At 57.7% G+C, this 20,603-nt stretch carries 20 protein-coding genes and 1 tRNA gene (1 of these 21 cut by a window edge); 15 read left to right on the plus strand and 6 right to left on the minus strand.

Annotated elements, in window-relative coordinates:
- Positions 1-33 precede the first annotated feature (33 nt).
- On the minus strand, positions 34-465 hold the full coding sequence (locus ACZ5K9_RS15475) for an NIL domain-containing protein (RefSeq protein ID WP_464272219.1): 432 nt from the start codon (positions 463-465) through the stop codon (positions 34-36).
- A 115-nt stretch (positions 466-580) separates the two neighbouring features.
- Here ACZ5K9_RS15475 and ACZ5K9_RS15480 point away from each other — a divergent pair, with 115 nt between their 5' ends.
- The 6 genes from ACZ5K9_RS15480 to ACZ5K9_RS15505 all read left to right on the plus strand — a co-directional run bounded on the left by ACZ5K9_RS15480 (position 581) and on the right by ACZ5K9_RS15505 (position 5,832).
- A complete protein-coding gene (locus ACZ5K9_RS15480; RefSeq protein WP_464272220.1) occupies positions 581-1,696 on the plus strand; it encodes a M24 family metallopeptidase in 1,116 nt (371 codons plus the stop codon).
- A 33-nt stretch (positions 1,697-1,729) separates the two neighbouring features.
- Positions 1,730-2,173, plus strand: coding sequence for a CoA-binding protein (locus ACZ5K9_RS15485; protein ID WP_464272221.1), 444 nt, complete (start codon positions 1,730-1,732; stop codon positions 2,171-2,173).
- 3 nt (positions 2,174-2,176) lie between these two features.
- Positions 2,177-2,986 carry an LbetaH domain-containing protein gene (locus ACZ5K9_RS15490; RefSeq protein ID WP_464272222.1) on the plus strand — a complete coding sequence of 270 codons (810 nt, stop codon included), beginning with the start codon at positions 2,177-2,179 and terminating at the stop codon, positions 2,984-2,986.
- Entirely contained in the window at positions 2,983-3,525 is a 543-nt protein-coding gene (locus ACZ5K9_RS15495) for a class I SAM-dependent methyltransferase (protein WP_464272223.1), read from the plus strand. The genes ACZ5K9_RS15490 and ACZ5K9_RS15495 overlap by 4 nt, the downstream gene beginning before the upstream one ends.
- A 230-nt stretch (positions 3,526-3,755) precedes the next feature.
- The gene (locus tag ACZ5K9_RS15500; protein ID WP_464272224.1) at positions 3,756-4,946 is read left to right on the plus strand and encodes a pyridoxal phosphate-dependent aminotransferase; all 1,191 of its coding nucleotides are present in this window, start codon (positions 3,756-3,758) and stop codon (positions 4,944-4,946) included.
- Positions 4,947-4,950: 4 nt separating this feature from the next.
- Positions 4,951-5,832 (plus strand): SPOR domain-containing protein, encoded by an 882-nt coding sequence (locus ACZ5K9_RS15505; protein WP_464272225.1) that lies wholly within the window; start codon positions 4,951-4,953, stop codon positions 5,830-5,832.
- Here ACZ5K9_RS15505 and ACZ5K9_RS15510 read toward each other — a convergent pair.
- Positions 5,829-6,080, minus strand: a complete 252-nt coding sequence (locus ACZ5K9_RS15510; protein WP_464272226.1) for a hypothetical protein — start codon at positions 6,078-6,080, stop codon at positions 5,829-5,831. The two genes, ACZ5K9_RS15505 and ACZ5K9_RS15510, sit on opposite strands and share 4 nt — an antisense overlap.
- A 133-nt stretch (positions 6,081-6,213) precedes the next feature.
- Complete coding sequence (locus tag ACZ5K9_RS15515; protein WP_464272227.1) at positions 6,214-8,172, minus strand: ASKHA domain-containing protein; 1,959 nt, start codon at positions 8,170-8,172, stop codon at positions 6,214-6,216.
- Positions 8,173-9,294: 1,122 nt separating this feature from the next.
- On the opposite strand from ACZ5K9_RS15515, the gene ACZ5K9_RS15520 reads away from it, so the two are divergent.
- Entirely contained in the window at positions 9,295-9,696 is a 402-nt protein-coding gene (locus ACZ5K9_RS15520) for a Smr/MutS family protein (RefSeq protein ID WP_464272228.1), read from the plus strand.
- A gap of 32 nt (positions 9,697-9,728) precedes the next feature.
- Here ACZ5K9_RS15520 and pruA read toward each other — a convergent pair whose 3' ends face one another.
- Positions 9,729-12,713 (minus strand): L-glutamate gamma-semialdehyde dehydrogenase, encoded by a 2,985-nt coding sequence (pruA, locus tag ACZ5K9_RS15525; RefSeq protein ID WP_464272229.1) that lies wholly within the window; start codon positions 12,711-12,713, stop codon positions 9,729-9,731.
- A 229-nt stretch (positions 12,714-12,942) separates the two neighbouring features.
- Between pruA and ACZ5K9_RS15530 the strand changes: the two genes are divergently transcribed.
- From ACZ5K9_RS15530 to ACZ5K9_RS15550, 5 genes are all read left to right on the plus strand, one after another.
- On the plus strand, positions 12,943-14,067 hold the full coding sequence (locus ACZ5K9_RS15530) for a branched-chain amino acid ABC transporter substrate-binding protein (RefSeq protein ID WP_464272230.1): 1,125 nt from the start codon (positions 12,943-12,945) through the stop codon (positions 14,065-14,067).
- 116 nt (positions 14,068-14,183) lie between these two features.
- Entirely contained in the window at positions 14,184-15,089 is a 906-nt protein-coding gene (locus ACZ5K9_RS15535; RefSeq protein ID WP_464272231.1) for a branched-chain amino acid ABC transporter permease, read from the plus strand.
- Positions 15,086-16,036, plus strand: a complete 951-nt coding sequence (locus ACZ5K9_RS15540; protein WP_464272232.1) for a branched-chain amino acid ABC transporter permease — start codon at positions 15,086-15,088, stop codon at positions 16,034-16,036. Before ACZ5K9_RS15535 ends, ACZ5K9_RS15540 begins: the two co-directional genes overlap by 4 nt.
- 5 nt (positions 16,037-16,041) lie before the next feature.
- Positions 16,042-16,806, plus strand: a complete 765-nt coding sequence (locus ACZ5K9_RS15545) for an ABC transporter ATP-binding protein (protein WP_464272233.1) — start codon at positions 16,042-16,044, stop codon at positions 16,804-16,806.
- Position 16,807: 1 nt separating this feature from the next.
- Positions 16,808-17,524: an ABC transporter ATP-binding protein gene (locus ACZ5K9_RS15550; protein ID WP_464272234.1), complete on the plus strand. Its 717-nt coding sequence runs from the start codon at positions 16,808-16,810 to the stop codon at positions 17,522-17,524.
- On the opposite strand, the gene ACZ5K9_RS15555 is transcribed toward ACZ5K9_RS15550, so the two are convergent.
- Both ACZ5K9_RS15555 and ACZ5K9_RS15560 read right to left on the minus strand, forming a co-directional pair.
- Positions 17,525-18,313, minus strand: a complete 789-nt coding sequence (locus ACZ5K9_RS15555) for an RNA 2'-phosphotransferase family protein (protein WP_464272235.1) — start codon at positions 18,311-18,313, stop codon at positions 17,525-17,527.
- Positions 18,310-19,215, minus strand: a complete 906-nt coding sequence (locus ACZ5K9_RS15560; protein ID WP_464272236.1) for an arginase family protein — start codon at positions 19,213-19,215, stop codon at positions 18,310-18,312. The genes ACZ5K9_RS15555 and ACZ5K9_RS15560 overlap by 4 nt, the downstream gene beginning before the upstream one ends.
- A 106-nt stretch (positions 19,216-19,321) precedes the next feature.
- Here ACZ5K9_RS15560 and ACZ5K9_RS15565 point away from each other — a divergent pair.
- The 3 genes from ACZ5K9_RS15565 to rnhA form a co-directional block, all read left to right on the plus strand.
- A tRNA-Gly gene (locus ACZ5K9_RS15565) sits at positions 19,322-19,396 on the plus strand.
- A gap of 70 nt (positions 19,397-19,466) precedes the next feature.
- Positions 19,467-20,495 carry a DHH family phosphoesterase gene (locus ACZ5K9_RS15570; protein WP_464272237.1) on the plus strand — a complete coding sequence of 343 codons (1,029 nt, stop codon included), beginning with the start codon at positions 19,467-19,469 and terminating at the stop codon, positions 20,493-20,495.
- A gap of 87 nt (positions 20,496-20,582) precedes the next feature.
- A protein-coding gene (gene rnhA, locus ACZ5K9_RS15575) for a ribonuclease HI (protein ID WP_464272238.1) crosses the window boundary here: on the plus strand, positions 20,583-20,603 show its 5' portion. The gene runs 408 nt beyond the window's last position; 21 of the gene's 429 nt are visible here — the first part of the coding sequence; its start codon is at positions 20,583-20,585; its stop codon lies beyond the right edge, outside the window.

Consider the following 20,603-nt stretch of genomic DNA (forward strand, 5'->3'; position numbering starts at 1 on the left):
CGTTCCGTACCGGACATGTCCGATGCCGAAGGGCTAGACCTCCAAGGTCATCTTTTGATCAAACAACACGATCATGGCCCGAGACGGACACGTTTTCACGCACAATTCACAGGCGCTGCATCTTTCCGAATCGAAAAGGACTTCCATTTCCGGCCTCTTGATGTGCAAAGCTCCCGTGGGACACACCGCCGTACAGGCGCCGCACTGATAGCATTTTTCTTCGTCTCGACGTATCCCTTGAGCGATGGATTCGACGATGACGCCGATATCCCTGAGATATTTCAGACCACGTTCATAGTCCTTGCGGTTTCCCCGCAATTCCATGACCATGAGACCTTCTTTGCGTGGGAAGATTTGTGCCTTGAGAATGTTGAACGATAGGTTGTAATTCCGCACCAGGTTGGTCACGATGGGCTTATCGACAATCTCTTTGGGGAAGCGTAAAACAAGCATACGGGCATACATGGGTGCACCTTCGGACGCCCCATCTTCCGAAACGGGGGCAAGATTTGGAAAACGTCAAGCGCATTCTGCTTAATGGAGCCCAACAGTTCTGTCAAGACGACTCAAAGGAGAAACCATGGTTTCAGAGCTTTTCGGCGAGCGCCTTCGGGCACTCAGAGCGCGGATGGAACAATTGGCCCTGGATGCCATGCTCATCACGGTTCCGGAAAACCGGTATTATCTGAGCGGCTTTGAAGCGGAGGACATGAACCTGATGGAAAGCTCCGGGCAGCTTCTGATCGGCATGGACCGGCAGGTCCTGTTGACGGATTTCCGTTATGAGGAACAGGCCGCTCGGGAGGCTCCGGGCTATGAGCTCGTGATCTATCGCGAAGGGTGGACCCAGGTCCTTCCGGATGTGCTGCGATCTTTGCATGTCCGGCGGCTCGGCGTGGAAGCGCACCACCTCACCGTGAAACGTTACCGTCAGTTGCAGCAGGCCCTGGAAGAGGTGGCGCCGGCGGCGGAACTTTGGGGTGAGGAGGCTGTGGTTGAAACCTTTCGCATGATCAAAACAGAGGCGGAGATTGATCGGATGCGGCACGCGCTCCAGGTGGCGGAATCGGTCTTTCAAAGGATTTGGGAGGAAATGCGCCCGGGATGGAGAGAAAAGGAACTGGCCTGGGCCATCGAAAAGGGCATTCGCGAAGCTGGAGCGGAGGCGGTTTCCTTCCCGCCCATTGTGGCTTCCGGGCCCAACGGCGCCCTGCCCCATGCGGTCCCTACGGATCGGGTGATTACCGAAGAAGACGCCGTGATTATGGACCTGGGTGCCCGGTGTCATCTTTATTGTTCGGATATGACCCGAACATGGCTTGGACCGAAAGCGCCTGAAAAGTTGAAGGAAATCTATAGGATTGTTCGAGAAGCCCAATTGGCGGCGATGGAAGCCATCCGACCGGGGGTGGATTCCCACCAGGTGGACGGGATTGCCCGTGGTATCATTGACAAGGCCGGCTATGGTCCCGCGTTCGGTCACGGACTGGGTCACGGTATTGGGCTTGCCGTGCATGAAAAACCGGGATACGGAAAAAAAACATCTGTGGTGCTCCAACAAAATGTGGTCCTCACCGTCGAGCCTGGGATCTATCTTTCGGGACTTGGAGGTGTGCGACTGGAAAACATGGTGCGGGTGACCGCCGACGGCTGCGAATCGTTGAGTCGAAACGATTGGTTTGTCGGCGAGGGTTGATTCAAAGACGGTCCCGAGATAAGGAGGTGCCAAATGGCGGAGTGCGAACTGCCCCTGGAAAACCCGGCAGATCCGGAAATCAAAAATCTTTTGGAGACTGCCCGGACCATCGCGGTGGTCGGCGTCTCTCACAAGGAAGATCGAGACAGTCATAAGGTCGCGCGTTATCTCAAGGAACACGGCTACACCATGATTCCGGTCAATCCCAAATACAAAGAGGTGCTTGGAGAAACGTGCTATCCAGACCTCAAATCGGTTCCCGTGCCCCTGGATATCGTAGATATTTTCCGAAACATCGACGCCATCCCCGGGCTTGTGGACGAGGCGATTGAAGTGGGGGCCAAAGCCGTGTGGATGCAGTTGGGTCTGTGCCATAACGCCTCCGCGGATAAGGCGCGCACAGCAGGGATGCAGGTGGTCATGAATAAATGCATCAAGATCGAACACAAGAGGCTCTTCGGCTCCGAAGAAAGGTAAGCCATGCAGACGATTGAGGCGTCCATGCTTTTTGATCTGGACCGGTTTTCCCATCGAGACGTCTTTCTTTCCGGGACGCCCGTGTGGGAAACGCTTTCCCGGCTCAAGAGTTACCTGGAACAAAATCTCACCTCGTCCATTACGAGTCTCAGCCCGTATGGAACGCCTCTCCCCAGAACCGTCGTGTTATTTGAAGGTAAAGTTTGGTTCGATGGGTTCGAGATTCTCGGGGGGGATGCCACCAAAGGAACCCTGCGGGTTCGGGTGCGGGGTCAAGAAACCTCGGAAGCCACGGTCCTTTACGCCGGGTGCGTTTTCATGGACGCGGCCGTGCAGCTGGGCAAAGGAACCCTCGTGGAACCGGGGGCCTTGATCAAAGGGCCGACCATTATCGGCAACGGCACCGAAGTGCGCCAGGGAGCCTACATCCGCGGGACCACTCTGGTGGGGGATCGCTGCGTTGTCGGCCATACCACGGAAGTGAAAGGGAGCATCTTCCTCAACGGAGCCAAGGCCGGCCATTTTGCCTATGTTGGGGACAGCATACTCGGCAACGACGTCAACCTCGGCGCCGGAACCAAGCTGGCCAACCTCAAGATCAAAGGGAACACGATCCGCATCTGGAGGGAAGGTGGGGCCTTGGACACGGGACGCCGGAAGTTGGGAGCCATCATTGGAGACGGCACCGAAATCGGCTGCAATGCCGTGACCAATCCCGGCACGATCCTCGGCAAACGATGCCTTGTCTTCCCTCTCGCTTCCGTGCCCGCAGGCGTTTACAAGGATCACAGCATCCTCGGGGGAAAAAAGTGAGGGCCCGGCGGGAACCGGGACGTCGGGATGACATCATCGGCTATTTTTCGGGTCGTCACTGTTGTGTTGAAAAAGCGGGAGAAGCCTACAAACCGACATCGCGCGGGATGTGGGCTTCAGCGCGACCTGAAGCCCTGGTCAGTTTTTTCGACACCCTCACGCTTAAAAAGTATAGGCGGTTCGGGGATCTAGGTTGTGGCGACGGCGTTGCGGTATGCTGCGCCGCTCTTTTTGTCGAACGGGCCATCGGGATCGAAGCCGACCTGGAGCTGTGCCGACAGGCGAGAGATAACGCCCAGGCTCTGGGCCTGGGGGATCGGTGTGCTTTCGTGTGTGCCGACTTCCTGGACGTCCCGCTGGATTCTTTCGACGTTCTCTACATCTATCCCGACAAGCCCTTGGACGCGCTCTACAAAAAACTGAAAGGATGGTCGGGAGCGCTTCTCGTCTACGGTCCACATTTTCCCCCACAAGGACTGTTGCCCGTAACGACCTACACCTGGGAAAGAGAAACGCTGCGGCTGTATCAGTGGTCGTGAGACGACCCAAATTGGCTTTTTGAGATGCACGCCCTCGGAGAAACACGGGGGGCTGCACTGCGTCCTTGCTCAAAGGCTGCAATTTTGCTAGCTGTAAGCGGGGCTTGAAGCGCCCCAAAGATTCCATCGGCTTTGGTGGGCCGACCCCATGTTCCCACTTTTTTCGTCACGCAGGCTATGGGCGTGGCCGATGGGAGCTCAGCCATGGCTCCAATCAAGGAGGAGGCTTGATGAGTATTTCGCACCAAATGCGGACCTATATCGACCGGGCATCGTGGATTCGCAAGATGTTTGAAGAGGGAGCGCGTCTGAAGAAAATTCACGGTGCGGACAAGGTTTTCGACTTCAGCCTCGGCAATCCGAACGTTCCACCGCCGCCGTCTGTAAAAGAGGCGCTTCGGCGCGTGATTGAGCACGGCGCCGAATCCATCCACGCCTATATGCCCAACGCGGGCCTGCCGCAAACCCGGGAAAAGCTTGCAGCCTATCTGTCACGGGAACACGGGGTCAAACTGACCGCGGATCATGTCATATTGACCTGTGGGGCTGCCGGAGCGCTCAACGTGATTCTGAAGGCCCTTCTCGATCCCGGGGACGAAGTGGTGGTTCCGGCCCCGTTTTTTGTGGAATACGGATTTTATGCGGAAAATCATGGCGGGACCCTGAAAACCGTTCGCACCACCTCTGGTTTTTCTCTGGATCTCAACGCCTTGGAGGCTGCCATCGGCCTGAAGACCAAAGTGGTTTTGATCAATTCGCCGAACAATCCCACAGGTCAAATCTACACCGCCGCCGAGCTCAAAGAACTTGGGGAACTGCTTCACAGGAAGAGTCGCGCCGCGGGGCACCCCATTTTCCTTGTGTCCGACGAACCCTATCGAAAAATTGTCTATACCTCCGAAAAACCACCGTCCATCTTTCAATGCTATGAAAATGCTCTTATCGCCACATCTTTTTCCAAAGATTTGTCCTTGCCCGGCGAACGCATCGGCTACGTTGCCGTGCACCCGGAAGCCGAAGACCAAGGGGCTCTTCAGGGGGCCCTCATCCTCGCCAACCGCATCTTGGGATTTGTCAACGCGCCGGCGCTCATGCAGTGGATCCTCCCCGATTTGCTTGAAGAATCCGTGGATGTCTCCATCTATCGGGCGAAACGGGACAAACTCCTCAACGGATTAAGAAGTGCCGGGTATGAATGTTTTGAGCCCCCGGGTGCCTTTTACCTGTTCCCGAGGAGCCCGCTTCGAGATGATGTGGCTTTTGTGCAGCTGCTGGTGGAAGAAAAAATTCTCGCCGTTCCGGGTACCGGTTTCGGAGGTCCGGGATATTTCCGCTTGGCCTACTGTGTGGATGATTCCACCATTGACGGGGCTTTCCCGGGTTTGGCCAGGGCAATGGACAAAGCCCGCTCTTTGAGGTGAAGTGATGCCCAAGAAAAACGTTTTCGTGCCGAGAGCCCGCCCGCAAAACTCCACGGGCGGAACCCCCAGAGCGCTGCTCGGGCGGATTTTCGTCGCCCTGTCCATCGGGGTCATTTTCGTGCTGATATTGTCCTTCATCTGGAAGCAGAACGCCCAACCGCCCATCGGGGACGAAGGGGACGCGGGAAAGCCGAAGCTTTTCCGGGAAATCCCCAAAAGGACCGTGCCGGAGCCGCAGGTCTTGTCCATGGACAAAGTCGCGACGGCCCCAGCCCCAGCGTCCGACACCGCCCGCATGACGACGGGTCAGCAAGATCATCCGGGCACCCAAGGAGCTTCGAGTTTTGCTCCTGGTCTGGCCCCGCCAACCGGAACGGGGGAATCTCCAATCCAAGGGACTCTCGGCGCCGGCACTCCGTCTGCGCCGGATCCCAGGGGTCACCTCCCGGCGATTTCCCCAGGAGCACCATCGCCCACTGCGGGTGCAGGCCAAAGTTCAGCTCCGCCTAAACAGGCAAGGGCGGACAAAACCTCATCCGCCCCGGAAACCGCCTCGAGCTCTCTGTCTCAGTATCGACCCCAGAGCGCCGCTCCCGCGACCCAAAAGCCAAGTGCCGCAGGGGATTCGGCGATATCCTGGGCTTATGCCGTTCAGGTGGGCGCTTATTCGAAGAAAGAGAATGCTCATGAAGCTTTGGAAAGGCTCAAAAAATTCGGGTTCCAGCCGGAATTGACCCCGTTTCACCATCCCAGACTGGGGCCTCTCTATGCCGTTCGAATCGCGCCTTTCGCCTCTCAAGCCGAGGCACAAAAGATCGCTCAAAAAATCGCCGAACAGGAAAAGGACAAACCCATCATCGTGAAAGTGCCGCGGTCATCCCGCTAGGGGGTGCACGACGGTGCGCAAGGCGGAGCTTGGGCGTCGAGAGGCATGCCGGCACCATGCTCGCGACGACGCTTTTTCACTTCTTTGCGGCATAATTCCCAGATGATGCAGGCCGTGCGGTGTCGGCAATACAGTGCCGGATCTGTGCACGCTCGGCAGGCATCAAGGCATTCCTGACAGTACCCGTATTCAAACTTTTCGCAGCGAACCACAGCCTTTCGTTCTGGGTGAACCCTGCATGAGCTCATGAAGGTGCGCCTTTCCTGATATGAAATATTTTTTCCTGAATCCGTGAAATTGGGTTTATACATACAACCATCGTAGCGCAGGTATCGCAAAACTGTTATATGTTATAGGCGTTCCTATCAAATGTGCACGCTCTCAAGTTTCTGTGAGAGCCGCCTTCCTTCGATCCGCCAGATAGTTTTTCACCGAAGGAAAAAGTTCCATTTGGGTATGGGGCAAAAACAGTGCCGCGATGAATTCGTTCATAAACCCCGGATGAACGGACAGTTCTAAATAGGTCATCTGCCGGGCGATGGCTCCCGCCTTTCGAAAAGCGTGTGTCGAAAGAAGACACTGTCTGGCTCCGGCGACCGAGCTGTTCCCGATGAATTGCACCCGATCCAGAGGCACATCGGGCAGAAGCCCGATCCGGATGGATTTTTCGATATCCAAGTGGGCCCCGAAACCTCCGGCCACATAGATGCGTTCCAGATCACTGAACCGGAGGCCGAGATTCTCCAGCAGAACTTTCATGGCGGCCAAGACGGCGGCCTTGCTCTTCATGAGGTTGCCGATATCGTCCTGGGTGATGACCACGGGCTGCCCGGTTTCACTTTCGTGGGGAGGAGCGACCACAAATTCGGGGACCCCATCCACCACCTGGACGTGGGGATGATCCAGACGGATGAATTTGCCGCTTTGGTCAATGATCTCTTCCGCCACCAACTCGGCCATGAGATCAATGAGGCCGGAGCCGCAGATCCCTTTGGCTTTTCCACCGCCAACCGTATCGTAGGCGATATCGTTTCCTCGAATCCGAACTTTTTGGATGGCTCCCTTGGTGGCTCGCATGCCGCACTTGGTCCCGCCTCCCTCGAAAGCGGGGCCTGCCGACGCCGAACAGCACACCAGCCATTCGTTGTTGCCGATGACGATCTCTCCGTTGGTCCCGATGTCGATAAGGGCGCTCAGCTCCGGCCGATCATTCATCCCACAGGCCAAAACCCCCGCCGTAATATCACCCCCCACATAGCTGCTCACGCACGGCATGCAATGAAGGACGGCTTCGGGGTGTCCGACAAGACCCACATCAACGGCTCGAGCCCATGGGAAGCGCGCCGCCGTGGGAATGTAAGGCTCGAGGCGGATGGTGCACGGTTCCAGACCGAGTAACAAGTGCGTCATGGTGGTGTTGCCGGCGGCCACAAAACAGATGATGTCCTGGGACGTAATGTCCGCCGCAGCCACCAGGGAATGAATCAAAGAATTGATGGTAGTCACCACGGCATTCTTCAACGGGTCCATCCCGCCGCGACCACACGCAAAAACCATTCGGGAAATGACGTCCTCACCGTATCGAGCCTGTTGATTATGGCTGGCTTCTACGGCCGTGATTTGCCCTGTTCTCAGATCGACAAGCTGCGCAACGATGGTGGTGGTCCCGACGTCGATGGCCACCCCGAAACTGCGTCGGCTGGTATTGCCGGGTTCCACGGCTCGAATGTGATAGCAGTGCGGATCCACCATGTGGGCCAAAACCGTGACCTGCCACTTGTTACCCCTCAGTGTTCTGGCCAGGTTTTTCAGGCAGCTGAAATCCACCTCCCATTTGACGTCAGGGTATTTTTTATGAAGTTCCCTGTAGATCCTTTCCAAATCCGAAAGGTTGTCTTGGAGGGTGGGTTCGGGAAGTGACAGAAAAATCTTCCCGCACAGGGGATTGAAATAGGGGATGGAAGGGGTTGCCGATTCTTTTTCGAGAATTTCGGGCTGTGTGTACTGGATGATGTGGTCCACCATGAGAATCTGCTCTTCTTCCTGTCGCGATTCGGGTGGAATCCACACCTCCACATCCTCGTTTTGCACCTTGGCTTGGCATGCAATGACATAACCGGCATCGACTTCCTTGCGGTCAAGAAAGCCGACGCCTTTGCTCGAAAACTCCACTGATCCCTTGACCACTTTGAGACGGCACTTGCCGCACACACCCTGGCCGCCGCAGAGGCTGTTGATGTATATTCCCGCAACTCCGGCCACTTCCAAAAGATTGTCACCAGGCTCAGCAAGTACGGTTTTGTTTTCCGGTTGAAAGGTCACGCGGACCGATGAACTCATGACAGGCAGCCTCCTTGTTTTCAGCTTTGACCATTCAAAATCTTATAAGAGCTTCCAACCGACATATCAAGCCGTCGACGACGACATCAACCGGATTGTCCTTCATACGGGTAATCATTTCTGTGCCCGAAAGATCACTATCCCTGTCGGTTTTCCTTTGCTCGGTTGCCTTCCTCTGCTCGTTGCGTTCCGCTATTGTGGGAGCAGGCCCCGTGGAGTGGAGACACAGCTCATCCTCCGACGCAAAGAAGGCCATGCCCCGGCGGCCCCCTGTGGAGCGGAGATACACCTGTAGGGGCGGCCCCCCGTGGCCGCCCCGTGCGGGAGATCGGGCAGGGGTATTGGGCAGGGATATCGGGCAGGCACGGAGGTCTGCCCCGATAACGCACACATGGGGGTATTCCGCGGGCAGGCACGGGGGCCTGCCCCTACAGGCCAGACACGGGGGGGCAGGGTGTGGGCAGGGACAGTGGCCTGCCCCTACAGATTGAAAACATCCGCTAGGGTGTTCGTATGTGCGGATGGTCCGTGGGAACTGGCGTGCCCCGATGATGTCATGGTAGGGGCGGCCCCCCGTGGCCGCCCGTTAGGGTGGCCCCCCGGACATGGAGATCGGGCAGGCACAGGGGGGAACCCGCGTGCAGGCACGGAGGAACGTTCGGGCAAGCGCAAAGGTTTGCCCCGGCAACGCCAGCCCGGGGGCCAATTGCGGGCAGGCACAGGAGTCTGCCCCTACAGGCCAGACACGGGGGGTCAGGGTGTGGGCAGGCACAGGGGCCTGCCCCTACGGATTGAAAACATCCGCTAGGGTGTTCGTATGTGCGGATGGTCCGTGGGAACTGGCGTGCCCCGATGATGTCATGGTAGGGGCGGCCCCCCGTGGCCGCCCGTTAGGGTGGCCCCCCCGGATAGGAAGATCGGGCAGGCACAGGGGGGAACCCGCGTGCAGGCACGAAGGAACGTTCGGGCAGGCGCAAAGGTTTCCCACGACAACGCCCACCCGGGGTCCAAATGCGGGCAGGCACAGGGACCTGCCCCTACGAATCCAGATGGGATATGCCATAGCCCGGAGGGGCAGTCCCCCTCCGGAACTGTTTCTCAACCGTCACCAGAGGTGGCGCAATGCGTGTTCCGGTGGAACCTGAACTCGATCTGCATACCTATAATCCTCGCGAGCTGCAGCCGCTTCTTGAAGACTATCTCGCGGAAGCACTCGCCCGAGGGTTCCGGCGCGTCGTGATTATTCATGGAAAGGGCAGAGGGGTTTTGCGACACCGCGTCCGGTCCCTTCTAGCCCGCCACCCGCATGTGGCGGCCTATCATGACGCTCCTTCGGCCCTGGGGTCGTGGGGGGCGACCGTGGTGCATTTGAAACCGGACACGGAGGAACACCAGACGCAGCCTCAGGCGGCTTCCTTCAAAGACCGCATGCTTCAGGTGTCGGCCGGCATCCCCTGGATTCGCTTCGGCATCGGCATGGTCCTGGGCATGGTCCTGGGAGCCTTGATCCTTTTGGGCCGCTAAGCCGGTCCTCCGGTCGGGTCTCGAACCCGGCGCTACTCCACAGGGGCAAAACCCCGCCGTAAAGTGTTTTCAGCCACGTTTCTCGGGACCATGAATTGGAGCAGATAATCGGGACCACCGGCCTTGGAACCGATGCCCGACATCTTAAACCCACCGAAGGGATGCCGTCCCACGATGGCTCCCGTACATCCCCGGTTGATGTAAAGATTTCCGACTCGAAAGGATTTTTTGGCCTGTTCGATGTGTGCAGGACTACGGCTGAACACGGCACCCGTCAAGGCATAGGGCGTGCCATTGGCCACATTCAGGGCTTCTTCAAAGGTGGCCACTTTGATCACGCTCAGCACAGGGCCGAAAATTTCCTCTTGGGCCAAACGGTGGTGGGGTTGGATGTCCGTAAAAATGGTCAGGGGGACAAAATGGCCGCTGTCGTCCCCGAAGTGACGTTCCACAAGCACTTTCCCTTCTTTTTTGCCGATCTCGATGTACTCCAGGATTTTCTGCTTGGCTCCCGCATCGATCACCGCACCCATCATGTTCTTGGGGTCGTCCACCGGGCCCAGCTCCACGCTCTCGGCCGCAGCGCGAAGGCGGCCGATGAGCTTGTCGTAGTTCTCTTCAAGCACAATGAGCCGGGAACACGCAGAGCATTTTTGTCCCTGATACCCGAACGCCGACTGCAGGACGTGAACGACGGCCTCATCCAAATCGGCGTCGGCGTCGATGATGATGGCGTTCTTCCCGCCGAGTTCCGCCACCACGTTCTTGATGCACTGCGCGCCGGCCGATGTGTGCGCCGCCTGCTCGATGATCCGCAATCCCACATCTTTGCTGCCGGTGAAAGCGATCATGGCGACGTCCGGATGGGTGACCAGGACGTCGCCCACGATGGATCCAGGTCCAGGGACAAAGTTCAAAACCCCGGGAGGCAGCCCCGCCTCTTCGAAGAGCTTGACGATTCGATAACCGATCACCGGGGACTGAGACGCAGGCTTGTAGACCACTGTGTTCCCGGTCACCAAGGCGGCCGAGGTCATGCCCATGGAAATGGCCATGGGAAAATTCCACGGGGCGATGACCGATGTCACCCCTCGAGGTTCGTAAAAAAGCCGGCTGATTTCTCCGGGGACATGCCCCATACGGCGGGGCGTTCCCAGACGAATCATTTCTCGGCCGTAATATTCCAGAAAGTCGATGGCTTCGCAAACGTCTGCATCGGCTTCCTTCCAGCTCTTTCCCACCTCAAAAACCTGAAGGGCCGCCAGTTCGAACCGCTGGTTTCGGGCAATCTGGGCCGCCTTGAAAAGATAGGCCGCTCGTTCTTCAGGAGGCGTATCCCGCCATGAGGCCAAGGCTTCCTTCGCCGCGTTTATGGCCTGTTCGGCTTCTTCTCGGCCGGCCTCGGCCACAATGCCGACCACTTCCTTGGTGGCGTTGGGGTTGGTGGAGCGAAACTCACGAGCGGTTTTCCTCGAGGTTCCCCCGATGACCAGAGGAACTTTGACAGGGAAGGTTTTCCGAACCTTTTCCAAGGCCTTCTGGAAATGTCGCCGGACATCCTCTTTGGTCCAATCCCATGGAGGCTCGTTGTGAAAAGTTTCCTTGTCCCCGGAAACACCCCGCGGATCCCCCACAGATGTTTCGGCAGGTTGTTCGGCTAAGAGCTCCGAGGGGTTGCGAAGTAAGAGTTCCCGGGACACGCCTTCAGAAAAACTCAAGCGGAGGAAAGACTCATTGCTGGTGTTTTCCAGGAGCCGGCGGACCAGGTACGCCATGCCGGGTATGATTTCCCCGATGGGCGTGTAGAGTCGCAAGGGAAGTCCGGCCTTTTTCAGGGCCGTGCGCACAGGTTCCGCCATGCCGTAAAGGACCTGATACTCCAGGCGGTCCGGGGGCACCTTGAGCTCTTTAGAAAGTTCCACCATAAAGGCGAGGTTTCGGATATTGTGGGAAGCGCAGGCACAGGCCACGACGGCATGGTTTTCCAGAAGAATCCTGGCGAGCTTTTCAAAATTGGCGTCCGTTTCGGCCTTCCGGGTAAAAACGGGGACCGGCCAATGATTCTGGCGGGCCCACACAACCTCGGCGTCCCAATAGGCTCCTTTGACGAGGCGCACGGTGCAGAATCGGCCACGCTTTTTCGCCCACTCGATCATGGAGCGCAGATCCGCTTCGCTGTCCCTCAGATAAGACTGGATCACAAAACCGGTGTGGGGATAATCCTTAAATTCCGATTCGTCCATGAGGCTCCTGTAGAGGGCGAGGGTCAAGTTTTTGAGGCCGGTGTGCTCCATGTCCAAACAGACAAAGGCCCCGAGGTTCATGGCCTTGCGGAAGATGGGCCGCAGCCGTTCCTTGGCCCTGTCAACGCTGTAGTCGAAGGCCACAGCGTTCATTTGGGAGTACAGGGCGGAAGGTTTGAGTGAAATGTTCACCTTGGGTGTAAAACCCCAGTCGAGATCCCCTGAACCGCCTCCTAGGGGGGGCCAGGCTTTGGAAACGTCACCGAGAAAGTCCAGCAGCTCGAGATAGCGTTGCAGATAGAGTTCCTCTTCGTCGGAGGAGACCACGGCTTCGCCCAAAAGATCCACGGTGAAAGCCAAACCTTGGTTTCTCAGAGTTTCCAAGACACCTAAAGCCTCCTTCGGCGTCGCCCCGGCGATGAACTGAGCTCCCATGGATTCAATGTTCTTGGCCATGCTCTTGGCCACCATTTTGGCCGCAAAGGATGTGGGGGAGAGTTGGCGGAGTCCCCATTGGAGCGCTACCGGGAAACACTGATCGGGTCGGCAGAAGTACTCTTGCAAATGCTTTGCCACGGACTCAGGTCGGGTCAGGTATGGAAAGACGTCAATAAAACGGAACATTTCTATTTTGAAAGCTTCATTCTGCAGACACCAATCGATGACTTTGCCTGTCCAATAATCCTTTCGAAAGATGGAAGGAGTTTCGTCTTCGATCAGCTGGTACATCCACAGTCCCGTTTGGCGAATCCTCCGCTCTAGATCCGTGTTCATGAGCTTTTCTCCTTTTTCTTCCGCCAAAAGATCATCACGGCTCTGCCCTGGGATCGTTCATCACAGCGTGCGGTGGCTCATGTCTGAAGCAAATCCCTTTTCAACCCCGGTTGTCAAGTTGACAGCCATTCATTTTTTTTGATATCTTCCGCACACTTTTGCATTGCGGAGGATCGAAGGGGTGAGAGGCGATGGGTCTTGGCAAGGATTTCGAAGGAGGGAGGTACCCATGAAGAGAGTGCTCGTTGGATTAGCGGCGCTGTGTCTGTTGGCAGGTGGTGCGCTTTCGGCGGCAGCCGACACGATCAAAATCGGTCTCATGGGACCCATGACCGGTTCGTGGGCCAGCGAAGGGCAGGAGATGAAGCAGGTTTTGGACCTCCTCGCCGCAGACTTGAACGCCAAGGGGGGTGTTTTGGGGAAAAAAGTGGAAGTCATCGCCGATGACGACGGTGGGGATCCCAGAACAGCGGCTCTGGCGGCCCAGCGTCTGGCGACCCAGGGGATTGTGGCCGTCATCGGGACCTACGGATCTTCGGTGACCGAAGCCACGCAAAACATCTACAACGAATCCAAGATCATCCAGATTGCCAACGGCTCGACCGCCATTCGGCTTTCGGAAAAGGGGCTGAAAACCTTTTTCCGCACGTGTCCTCGGGACGATGAGCAAGGGCGCGTGGCTGTCCAAACCATTGAAAAGCTCGGATTCAAAAATGTTGCCATCCTCCATGACAACACCACCTACGCCAAGGGACTTGCGGACGAAGCCAAGGGACTGCTCGAGGGAAAAGGCATCAAAATCGTCTTCTTCGATGCGCTGACTCCAGGGGAACGGGACTATACGGCCATCCTGACGAAGCTCAAGGGCGCCAACCCCGACGTGGTTTTCTTCACGGGCTACTATCCGGAAGCCGGCCTGCTCCTTAGGCAGAAGAAAGAAATGAATTGGGCCGTGCCCTTTATCGGCGGGGATGCCACGAACAACCCGGATTTGGTCAAGATCGCCGGTAAAGATGCCGCCCAAGGTTTCTATTTCCTAAGCGCTCCTTTGCCCAAAGATCTTCCGTCTGCGGAAGCCAAGGCGTTTCTTGAGGAATTCAAGAAAAAATACGGGCACACCCCCAACTCCATTTACGCCGTCTTGGCCGGGGACGGTTTCCGTGTGATCACGAAGGCCATTGCGGCGACGCAGTCCACGGATCCGGAGAAGCTGGCCGCCTATCTGCATAAAGATCTGAAAGATTTTCCGGGATTGACGGGGAAGATCGCCTTCAATGACAAGGGCGATCGTGTTGGAGAGGTGTACCGCGTTTACAAAGTGGACGCCGAAGGCAATTTCATTTTGCAGCCGTGACAGTGGAGTTCCCGCCTTTGTTTGCAGGAGCGACGGAGACGAGGAGACCTCGGGTCGAGGCGCTCCTGCACCCATTCGGCCATTGTCGGCATGATCGCCGCTGAAGCGCTGACCCCATGGAAGAATTCCTGCAACAGCTCACCAACGGACTCGCCGTCGGCGGGATTTACGCCCTGATCGCCTTGGGCTACACCATGGTCTACGGGGTCCTCAAACTCATCAACTTTGCCCATGGGGACTTGTTCACCATTGGATCGTACCTGGGCCTGACGCTGTTGACGTCCATGGCCTTGACGGATCGGCTGGGCCCCGCCGCAGGCATCGCCGTTCTCGCTTTGATGGTCATGGGGCTTGTGGCCCTGGTGGGAGCCCTCCTTGAGCGGGTGGCGTACCGGCCCTTACGGCACTCGCCGAGACTGTCCGCCGTCGTTTCCGCACTCGGAGCTTCCATCTTCTTTTCCAACACCCTCATGCTCATCTACGGCGCACGGTTTCAGGTGTATCCCCAAGGCATTTTGCCCAAAACGGCCATCGGCCTTTTCGGGCTTTACGTCCCCTTGGTCCGGGTCCTCATCTTGGGTTCATCCCTGGTGATGATGGTGGCGCTGTACATTTTCATTCAGCGGACAAAGATCGGGACGGCCATCCGGGCGGCGGCCATTGACCAAGATGCGGCCCGCCTTATGGGCATAGACGTCAACCGGGTGATCCTCCTGGTGTTTCTCATCGGGCCGGCTCTGGGCGGTGCCGCAGGACTCATGGTGGGGCTCCACTACGGCCAAATCAATTTCACCATGGGCTGGGTCTATGGCCTGAAAGCCTTTACGGCGGCCATCTTGGGAGGTATCGGCAACATCCCTGGAGCCATGGTGGGCGGGATCCTCCTCGGGGTAATCGAAGCCCTCGGAGCCGCCTATCTTTCCGTCGCCTGGAAGGATGCAATCGCTTTCGGGGTCCTGATCTTCATCCTCATTGTCCGTCCAACGGGACTGCTCGGCGAACGGGTCGCGGAAAAAGTATGATCGAAAGACGCTCCCTGATTTATGGAGTGACGGCTGTCGTCTTGGCCGTCTGCCCTCAGTTCCTTAACGCCTACTGGACCGATGTGCTCAACAGCATCGGCCTCTACGCGGCGCTGGGTCTCAGCTTGAATCTCATCGTCGGCCATGCGGGCCTTTTCAACCTTGGACACGCCGCCTTCTACGCCGTAGGGGCCTACACCGCCGCCATCCTCAACACCCGTTACCACATTCCCATCCTCGCCCTCATGCCGTTGTGTGGGCTGACGTCCGGACTGTTCGCCGTGATCGTTGCCCGCCCCATCATCCATCTCCGGGGCGATTACCTGTGCATTGTCACCATCGGTGTGGGAGAGATCGTGCGGATCGCCCTCATCAACAACGTTTTCGGCATCACGGGAGGTGCGAACGGCATTTTTGGCATCGCCCGCCCCAACCTGTTCGGGTGGGTGATCCGAAAACCCCAGGAGTTTTTCTATCTCATTTGGGCGTTCGTCGCGCTGACGGTCTTTTTGTTTCACCGCTTGGAAAATTCCCGATTCGGGAGGGCGTTGAATTACCTTCGGGAAGATGAAACAGCCGCCGAAGGCAGCGGCATCGATACGGCCCACTACAAGCTGATGGCCTTTGTTTTGGGTGCGGCGTGGGCCGGAATGGTGGGCACCATCTATGCCGCCAAAATGACCATTATTGCCCCGGAATCCTTCAGCTTCTGGGAATCTGTGGTCATGTTCACCCTCATCATCCTGGGGGGCTCGGGAAGCATCCCGGGCGTCCTCTTAGGGGCGTTTCTCATCATCGGGCTGCCTGAAGTCTTCCGAGGTTTTACCAATGCGCGGATGATGGTCTTTGGGGCCGCCATGATCGCCATGATGATTTTCCGAACCGGCGGCATTCTGCCCGCGCGGCCCCGCCGGTATTCCTTGCCTGCAGAGTCCGCGGGGGAGTGATCGGCATGAGCCTGCTCCGCCTGCGGCGTTTGACCAAATCCTTTGGGGGCCTCACGGCTGTCCACAACGTCTCCTTCGACGTGGACGCCGGAAGCATCGTGGGTCTCATCGGACCGAACGGCGCGGGAAAAACCACGGTCTTCAACTTGATCACCGGCATCTATCGGCCGGACCAAGGAGAAATCCTTTTCAAGAACAGTTCGATCCTGGGCTTGCGCACGCATCGGATCATCGCCCTGGGGATCGGCCGGACTTTCCAAACCATCCGCCTTTTTCAGAACCTGACCGTCTTGGAAAATGTGCTGGCGGGATGCCACTGCCGGATGCGCTCCGGGGCTCTGTCGGCCATGCTGGGTTTACGACGCCACCGACGGGAAGAAAGCGCGGCGCTCCGCCAGGCCATGCATGCCCTTGCTTTTGTGGGGCTTGACAAGAGCGCTCTGCAGCATGCCAGGAACCTCTCCTATGGCAACCAAAGACTCCTGGAGGTCGCCCGCGCCCTGGCCACCGAACCTCAACTGCTCATCCTGGACGAACCGGCAGGGGGAATGAACGAACAAGAAACGGCTGCCCTGATCGAACTCATCCGAAAGATCCAGGCCCAGGGCATCACGGTGCTGCTCATCGAACATGACATGAGCTTGGTCATGCGAGTGTGCGAGAAGATTGTGGTTTTAGAGTACGGGTCGAAGATCGCCGAGGGAACACCTGCCGAAATTAAGGCCGATCCCCGAGTCATCGAAGCTTACTTAGGGACGGAAGAGGACTGAGATGCTCCGGCTCACGGATTTACGCGTCAAGTACGGCAACATCGAGGTTCTCCACGGGATTCATCTCACGGTGAGATCGGGGGAGATCGTGACGATTCTCGGGGCCAACGGCGCGGGGAAATCGACGACCTTGCTGACCATCAGCGGGTTGGTTAAGCCGTCCGCCGGGGCGATTTTCCTCGAAGACACCCCTTTGCACAAACTGCCACCCCACGAGGTGGTCCGGCGGGGTGTCGCTCATGTGCCGGAAGGACGACGTGTGTTTGGCACCCTGACCGTCCAGGAAAACCTGAACCTCGGCGCTTTCACCCAGTCGGATGGCCGGCGGATACACCAAACCCTCCAGTGGATCTATGAACTGTTTCCCATTCTTGCAGAACGGCGCCATCAGCTCGCGGGGACCTTGAGTGGGGGGGAGCAGCAAATGCTGGCCATCGCCAGGGGGCTCATGAGTCAACCCCGGATCCTGCTTCTCGATGAACCCAGCCTCGGCTTGGCACCGCTGCTCGTCAAAACCATCTTTGAAACCATCAGGACCATCAATGCCTCCGGTGTCACAGTGGTTTTGGTGGAACAAAACGCCCGAGCCGCACTCAAACTGGCCCACAGAGGCTATGTGATGGAAGTGGGGCGCATCGTTTTGGAGGACGACGCCTCGAAGCTCTTGACCAATCCCCAAGTGCAGACCGCATATCTTGGGGGTGGAGTCAGCCGCTGATTAGATTTCGCGTTTCCGCCGTTCCTTTCGCGCTTCCCGCTTCCAGTTTCCCTCCTTTTTGCCTCTCTTTCCTGATCCCCCCTTGGCCGGTTCCGTCTCGGAAGCCCAGTTCGGAAAAACCTTCTGGATGTGCCGAGGGGCCACGGGAAACGATCCGGGGGCCGCATGAATGTTCTCCTGCTCCTCGGGTCTTGAGACACGGCTTGGTCGGCGTGAGGGTTCGTCGTCGTCTTCGAGAGGGGTTTTCGGAAAAACCACGTGTCTCACATCCACGAACTTCGTGAGATAGAGATCCCGTCCTGCGAGGAAAAACATCGTTCCGGAGGCGCTGGCGTCTCGGGCGCGAATCTCCAGAATCACGAAGTCGGGATTCCGGCGTTTTGCCATGCGCTCTGCCGTGTGGGGGTCCGTCCATAGGGGCACGTAGGATCGGTGGAGAGCCCGAAGACCTTGGGCTCGCACCCCGGGGAGGTGTCGTCTGCGGATCGCGGTGAAAAGGCGTGGCGGCGGTTCACCGACCGGGTCGTAGATGGTTTCGGGGGATCTTTCGCGAAGTCTCAGGCGGGATCCATCCAGGGCGAAGGGGAGGGGGTAGCCCAAAAGCGTCAGCTCCTTGAGGGTCGATTCCCGCACGAACCGCAGCCGGGGATCTTCTTGAAGAGCCCAATAGAACTCCTTCCATGGCATGGTGCCGTCCTCATCCCAGAAAAGACCGTATTCGTGGGGGAGGGTGCAGGCGATGGTCGCCAAGGTCTTCGCCAAAGTCTTCGGGGGGATCGGCCCGCTCATGGTAAGCCTCCCAAAACGGCAATGATCGGGGGAATGCACATCCGGGCGATATCGCTCCTCGACCCGCCACCCAAAACCACCTCCAGACGGCCCTCGCAGACTTTTTCCGCGAGGTCTTTCATCATGTGGGCGATGAGCAGATAGGCCTTGCGGGTCAGGCCGATGTCGCCGTAGTCCCCACGGTGTGTGTCAAAGCCGAAGTACCAGAAAATCAGTTCGGGATGAAACCGCACACAGCGGTCATAGAACGCCTCACGGGCCACTTCGTAATAACGGCGGTCCACGTCCGTTGCCGAAGGCTGCCCGGTGGTGCCGTCATCCCGCCAGGAAAAGGGACGCCACAACGAAGATCCACCCGGCACGGGGACATCCACCTTGGTGCCGTCGGGGGACTCGTATGTGCTATAGCACAGACACACATGGAGCACATCCGGGTCATGGCGGACCAAGTCCCGGGTGCCGTCCCCGTGATGGGCGTCGGTATCCAAGATGGCGAAGCGACGAAGGCCGTGGCGCTCTCTGAGGACGGTGATGGCCAAGACCACATCGTTGAAGCAGCAGTAGCCCCCGAAAAAATCGCGGCCGCTGTGATGGCCTCCGGCGCCGATAAAGGCAAAAGCGTTTTGGATTTCTCCAGAGGCGATCTTTTCTGCACCCAAGACCACACCGCCGGCGGAGTGCCATGCTGTGGAACAGAGTGTGTCGCGATAGACCCCCTCCAAGAGTTCCCGGGTATGGACCTTAAGGATCCAGTCCTCGTCGATGGGTGGGGATTCCATGAGGACAAATCGGGGGTCTTTGAGGAGGGGTTCCAGCGCTTGGGGGAAATCTTGGAGTCGTGACCCCTGAGTGAGGTAACTTCGGCGACTGAAGCTGGGGTGGTAGAGAATTCCGGTGGTCATGGCGCCGCCTCGTTTTGCAGGTTGACATAATATATATTATCGGACGCAAGGAGAAATTTTCCCTTGACGGCACCCCAATTCTTGGGTAAATACGCCCCTGAGCTGAGCGGGAATAACTCAGCGGTAGAGTGCGACCTTGCCAAGGTCGAAGTCGCGGGTTCGAATCCCGTTTCCCGCTCCACGCCAATCCAAGGGGTGGTCCATCCACCCCTTTTTTCATCCACCCTCACGTGCAGGTCGGCATCGCTCCCATGGCGCCCTATAAGCTGCCTCCCTCCACGACATGTCCCACGTCCCTTCGGCCGCGCTCCAGAAAGGAAGCCCTCAGCCGCCTCTACAATCTGGTGCATACCAAAGACCGCGTGCTCATCACCATCGATCCCGACCCGGATTCCATCGCGGCGGCCTTTGCCCTCAAAAGGCTCCTGTGGCGTCATGTCTATTCCACCACCGTGGGCATCGTCCGCCCCATCCGGCGGCTCAACAACCTCACCATGGTCCGCCTGCTCAAACTTCCTCTTGTCCCTCTCAAAGACAAAAACCTTGATGAATTCAACCGATTTTTCCTCGTGGACGGCCAACCCGCCCATAACGAGTTTTTTCAGAAAATTCCCTATTCGCTCGTCATCGACCACCATCCCGTCACGGCCCTGCCCAATATCCCTTTTTTGGATATCCGACCCGACTACGGGGCCACATCCACCATTTTGACGGAATACCTCATCGCGGCCAAGATCAAACCGTCCCGAGCCCTCGCCACGGCGCTCATTTACGGGATCAAGACGGACACGCAGAACTTTGAGCGCCAAAGCCGCGAAGAGGACGTGCGAGCGTTCCATTACCTTTATGATAAAGTCTACCAAGGCATCCTGCGCAAGATCGAAATCTCGGATCTGTCCCTCAAGGATTTGAACTATTTTTGCGATGCCATCAAAAACAAGACCGTGGTGAAGGATCGCATCTACACGCATCTGCCCAAAGTTCCTTCCGCAGACATTTTGGTCATCCTGGCCGATTTTCTCCTCAAAGTCCATGACATCTCCTGGAGCATCGTCAGCGCCGTGGTGGACAAGCTCTTGGTGGTTGTCGTCCGCAATGACGGCTATCGCAAAAACGCCGGTCGGACGGTTCAAAAAGCTTTCGGCCCCTGGGGAAGCGCCGGGGGTCACCGGGCGGCGGCTCGAGCGGAAATCCCTCTGGAACGTCTGGAAGAAGTCGTCAAGGGGAAGAGCTCTGCGGCTTATGCCCGCTTCGTCCGCCAACGGCTCCGCGCTTCTTAGATGAGACCGGGGGACCCTTGTCGGGGAGGCTTTTGGGATGTGGTGCGAGGCGGCAATTCATCCACATCCGGTTCGGGAAAGCCTGTCATGAAAACCGTGGAAATCTTC

The organism is Desulfosoma profundi, assembly GCF_055387865.1.

What these genes read in the sequence shown, in the direction of transcription:
- ACZ5K9_RS15475 (WP_464272219.1), bottom strand. Translation starts at nt 465, where the DNA reads ATGTATGCCCGTATGCTTGTTTTACGCTTCCCCAAAGAGATTGTCGAT.
- ACZ5K9_RS15480 (WP_464272220.1), top strand. Translation starts at nt 581, where the DNA reads ATGGTTTCAGAGCTTTTCGGCGAGCGCCTTCGGGCACTCAGAGCGCGG.
- ACZ5K9_RS15485 (WP_464272221.1), top strand. Translation starts at nt 1,730, where the DNA reads ATGGCGGAGTGCGAACTGCCCCTGGAAAACCCGGCAGATCCGGAAATC.
- ACZ5K9_RS15490 (WP_464272222.1), top strand. Translation starts at nt 2,177, where the DNA reads ATGCAGACGATTGAGGCGTCCATGCTTTTTGATCTGGACCGGTTTTCC.
- ACZ5K9_RS15500 (WP_464272224.1), top strand. Translation starts at nt 3,756, where the DNA reads ATGAGTATTTCGCACCAAATGCGGACCTATATCGACCGGGCATCGTGG.
- ACZ5K9_RS15505 (WP_464272225.1), top strand. Translation starts at nt 4,951, where the DNA reads ATGCCCAAGAAAAACGTTTTCGTGCCGAGAGCCCGCCCGCAAAACTCC.
- ACZ5K9_RS15510 (WP_464272226.1), bottom strand. Translation starts at nt 6,080, where the DNA reads ATGAGCTCATGCAGGGTTCACCCAGAACGAAAGGCTGTGGTTCGCTGC.
- ACZ5K9_RS15515 (WP_464272227.1), bottom strand. Translation starts at nt 8,172, where the DNA reads ATGAGTTCATCGGTCCGCGTGACCTTTCAACCGGAAAACAAAACCGTA.
- ACZ5K9_RS15520 (WP_464272228.1), top strand. Translation starts at nt 9,295, where the DNA reads ATGCGTGTTCCGGTGGAACCTGAACTCGATCTGCATACCTATAATCCT.
- pruA (WP_464272229.1), bottom strand. Translation starts at nt 12,713, where the DNA reads ATGAACACGGATCTAGAGCGGAGGATTCGCCAAACGGGACTGTGGATG.
- ACZ5K9_RS15530 (WP_464272230.1), top strand. Translation starts at nt 12,943, where the DNA reads ATGAAGAGAGTGCTCGTTGGATTAGCGGCGCTGTGTCTGTTGGCAGGT.
- ACZ5K9_RS15535 (WP_464272231.1), top strand. Translation starts at nt 14,184, where the DNA reads ATGGAAGAATTCCTGCAACAGCTCACCAACGGACTCGCCGTCGGCGGG.
- ACZ5K9_RS15540 (WP_464272232.1), top strand. Translation starts at nt 15,086, where the DNA reads ATGATCGAAAGACGCTCCCTGATTTATGGAGTGACGGCTGTCGTCTTG.
- ACZ5K9_RS15545 (WP_464272233.1), top strand. Translation starts at nt 16,042, where the DNA reads ATGAGCCTGCTCCGCCTGCGGCGTTTGACCAAATCCTTTGGGGGCCTC.
- ACZ5K9_RS15550 (WP_464272234.1), top strand. Translation starts at nt 16,808, where the DNA reads ATGCTCCGGCTCACGGATTTACGCGTCAAGTACGGCAACATCGAGGTT.
- ACZ5K9_RS15555 (WP_464272235.1), bottom strand. Translation starts at nt 18,313, where the DNA reads ATGAGCGGGCCGATCCCCCCGAAGACTTTGGCGAAGACCTTGGCGACC.
- ACZ5K9_RS15560 (WP_464272236.1), bottom strand. Translation starts at nt 19,215, where the DNA reads ATGACCACCGGAATTCTCTACCACCCCAGCTTCAGTCGCCGAAGTTAC.
- ACZ5K9_RS15570 (WP_464272237.1), top strand. Translation starts at nt 19,467, where the DNA reads ATGGCGCCCTATAAGCTGCCTCCCTCCACGACATGTCCCACGTCCCTT.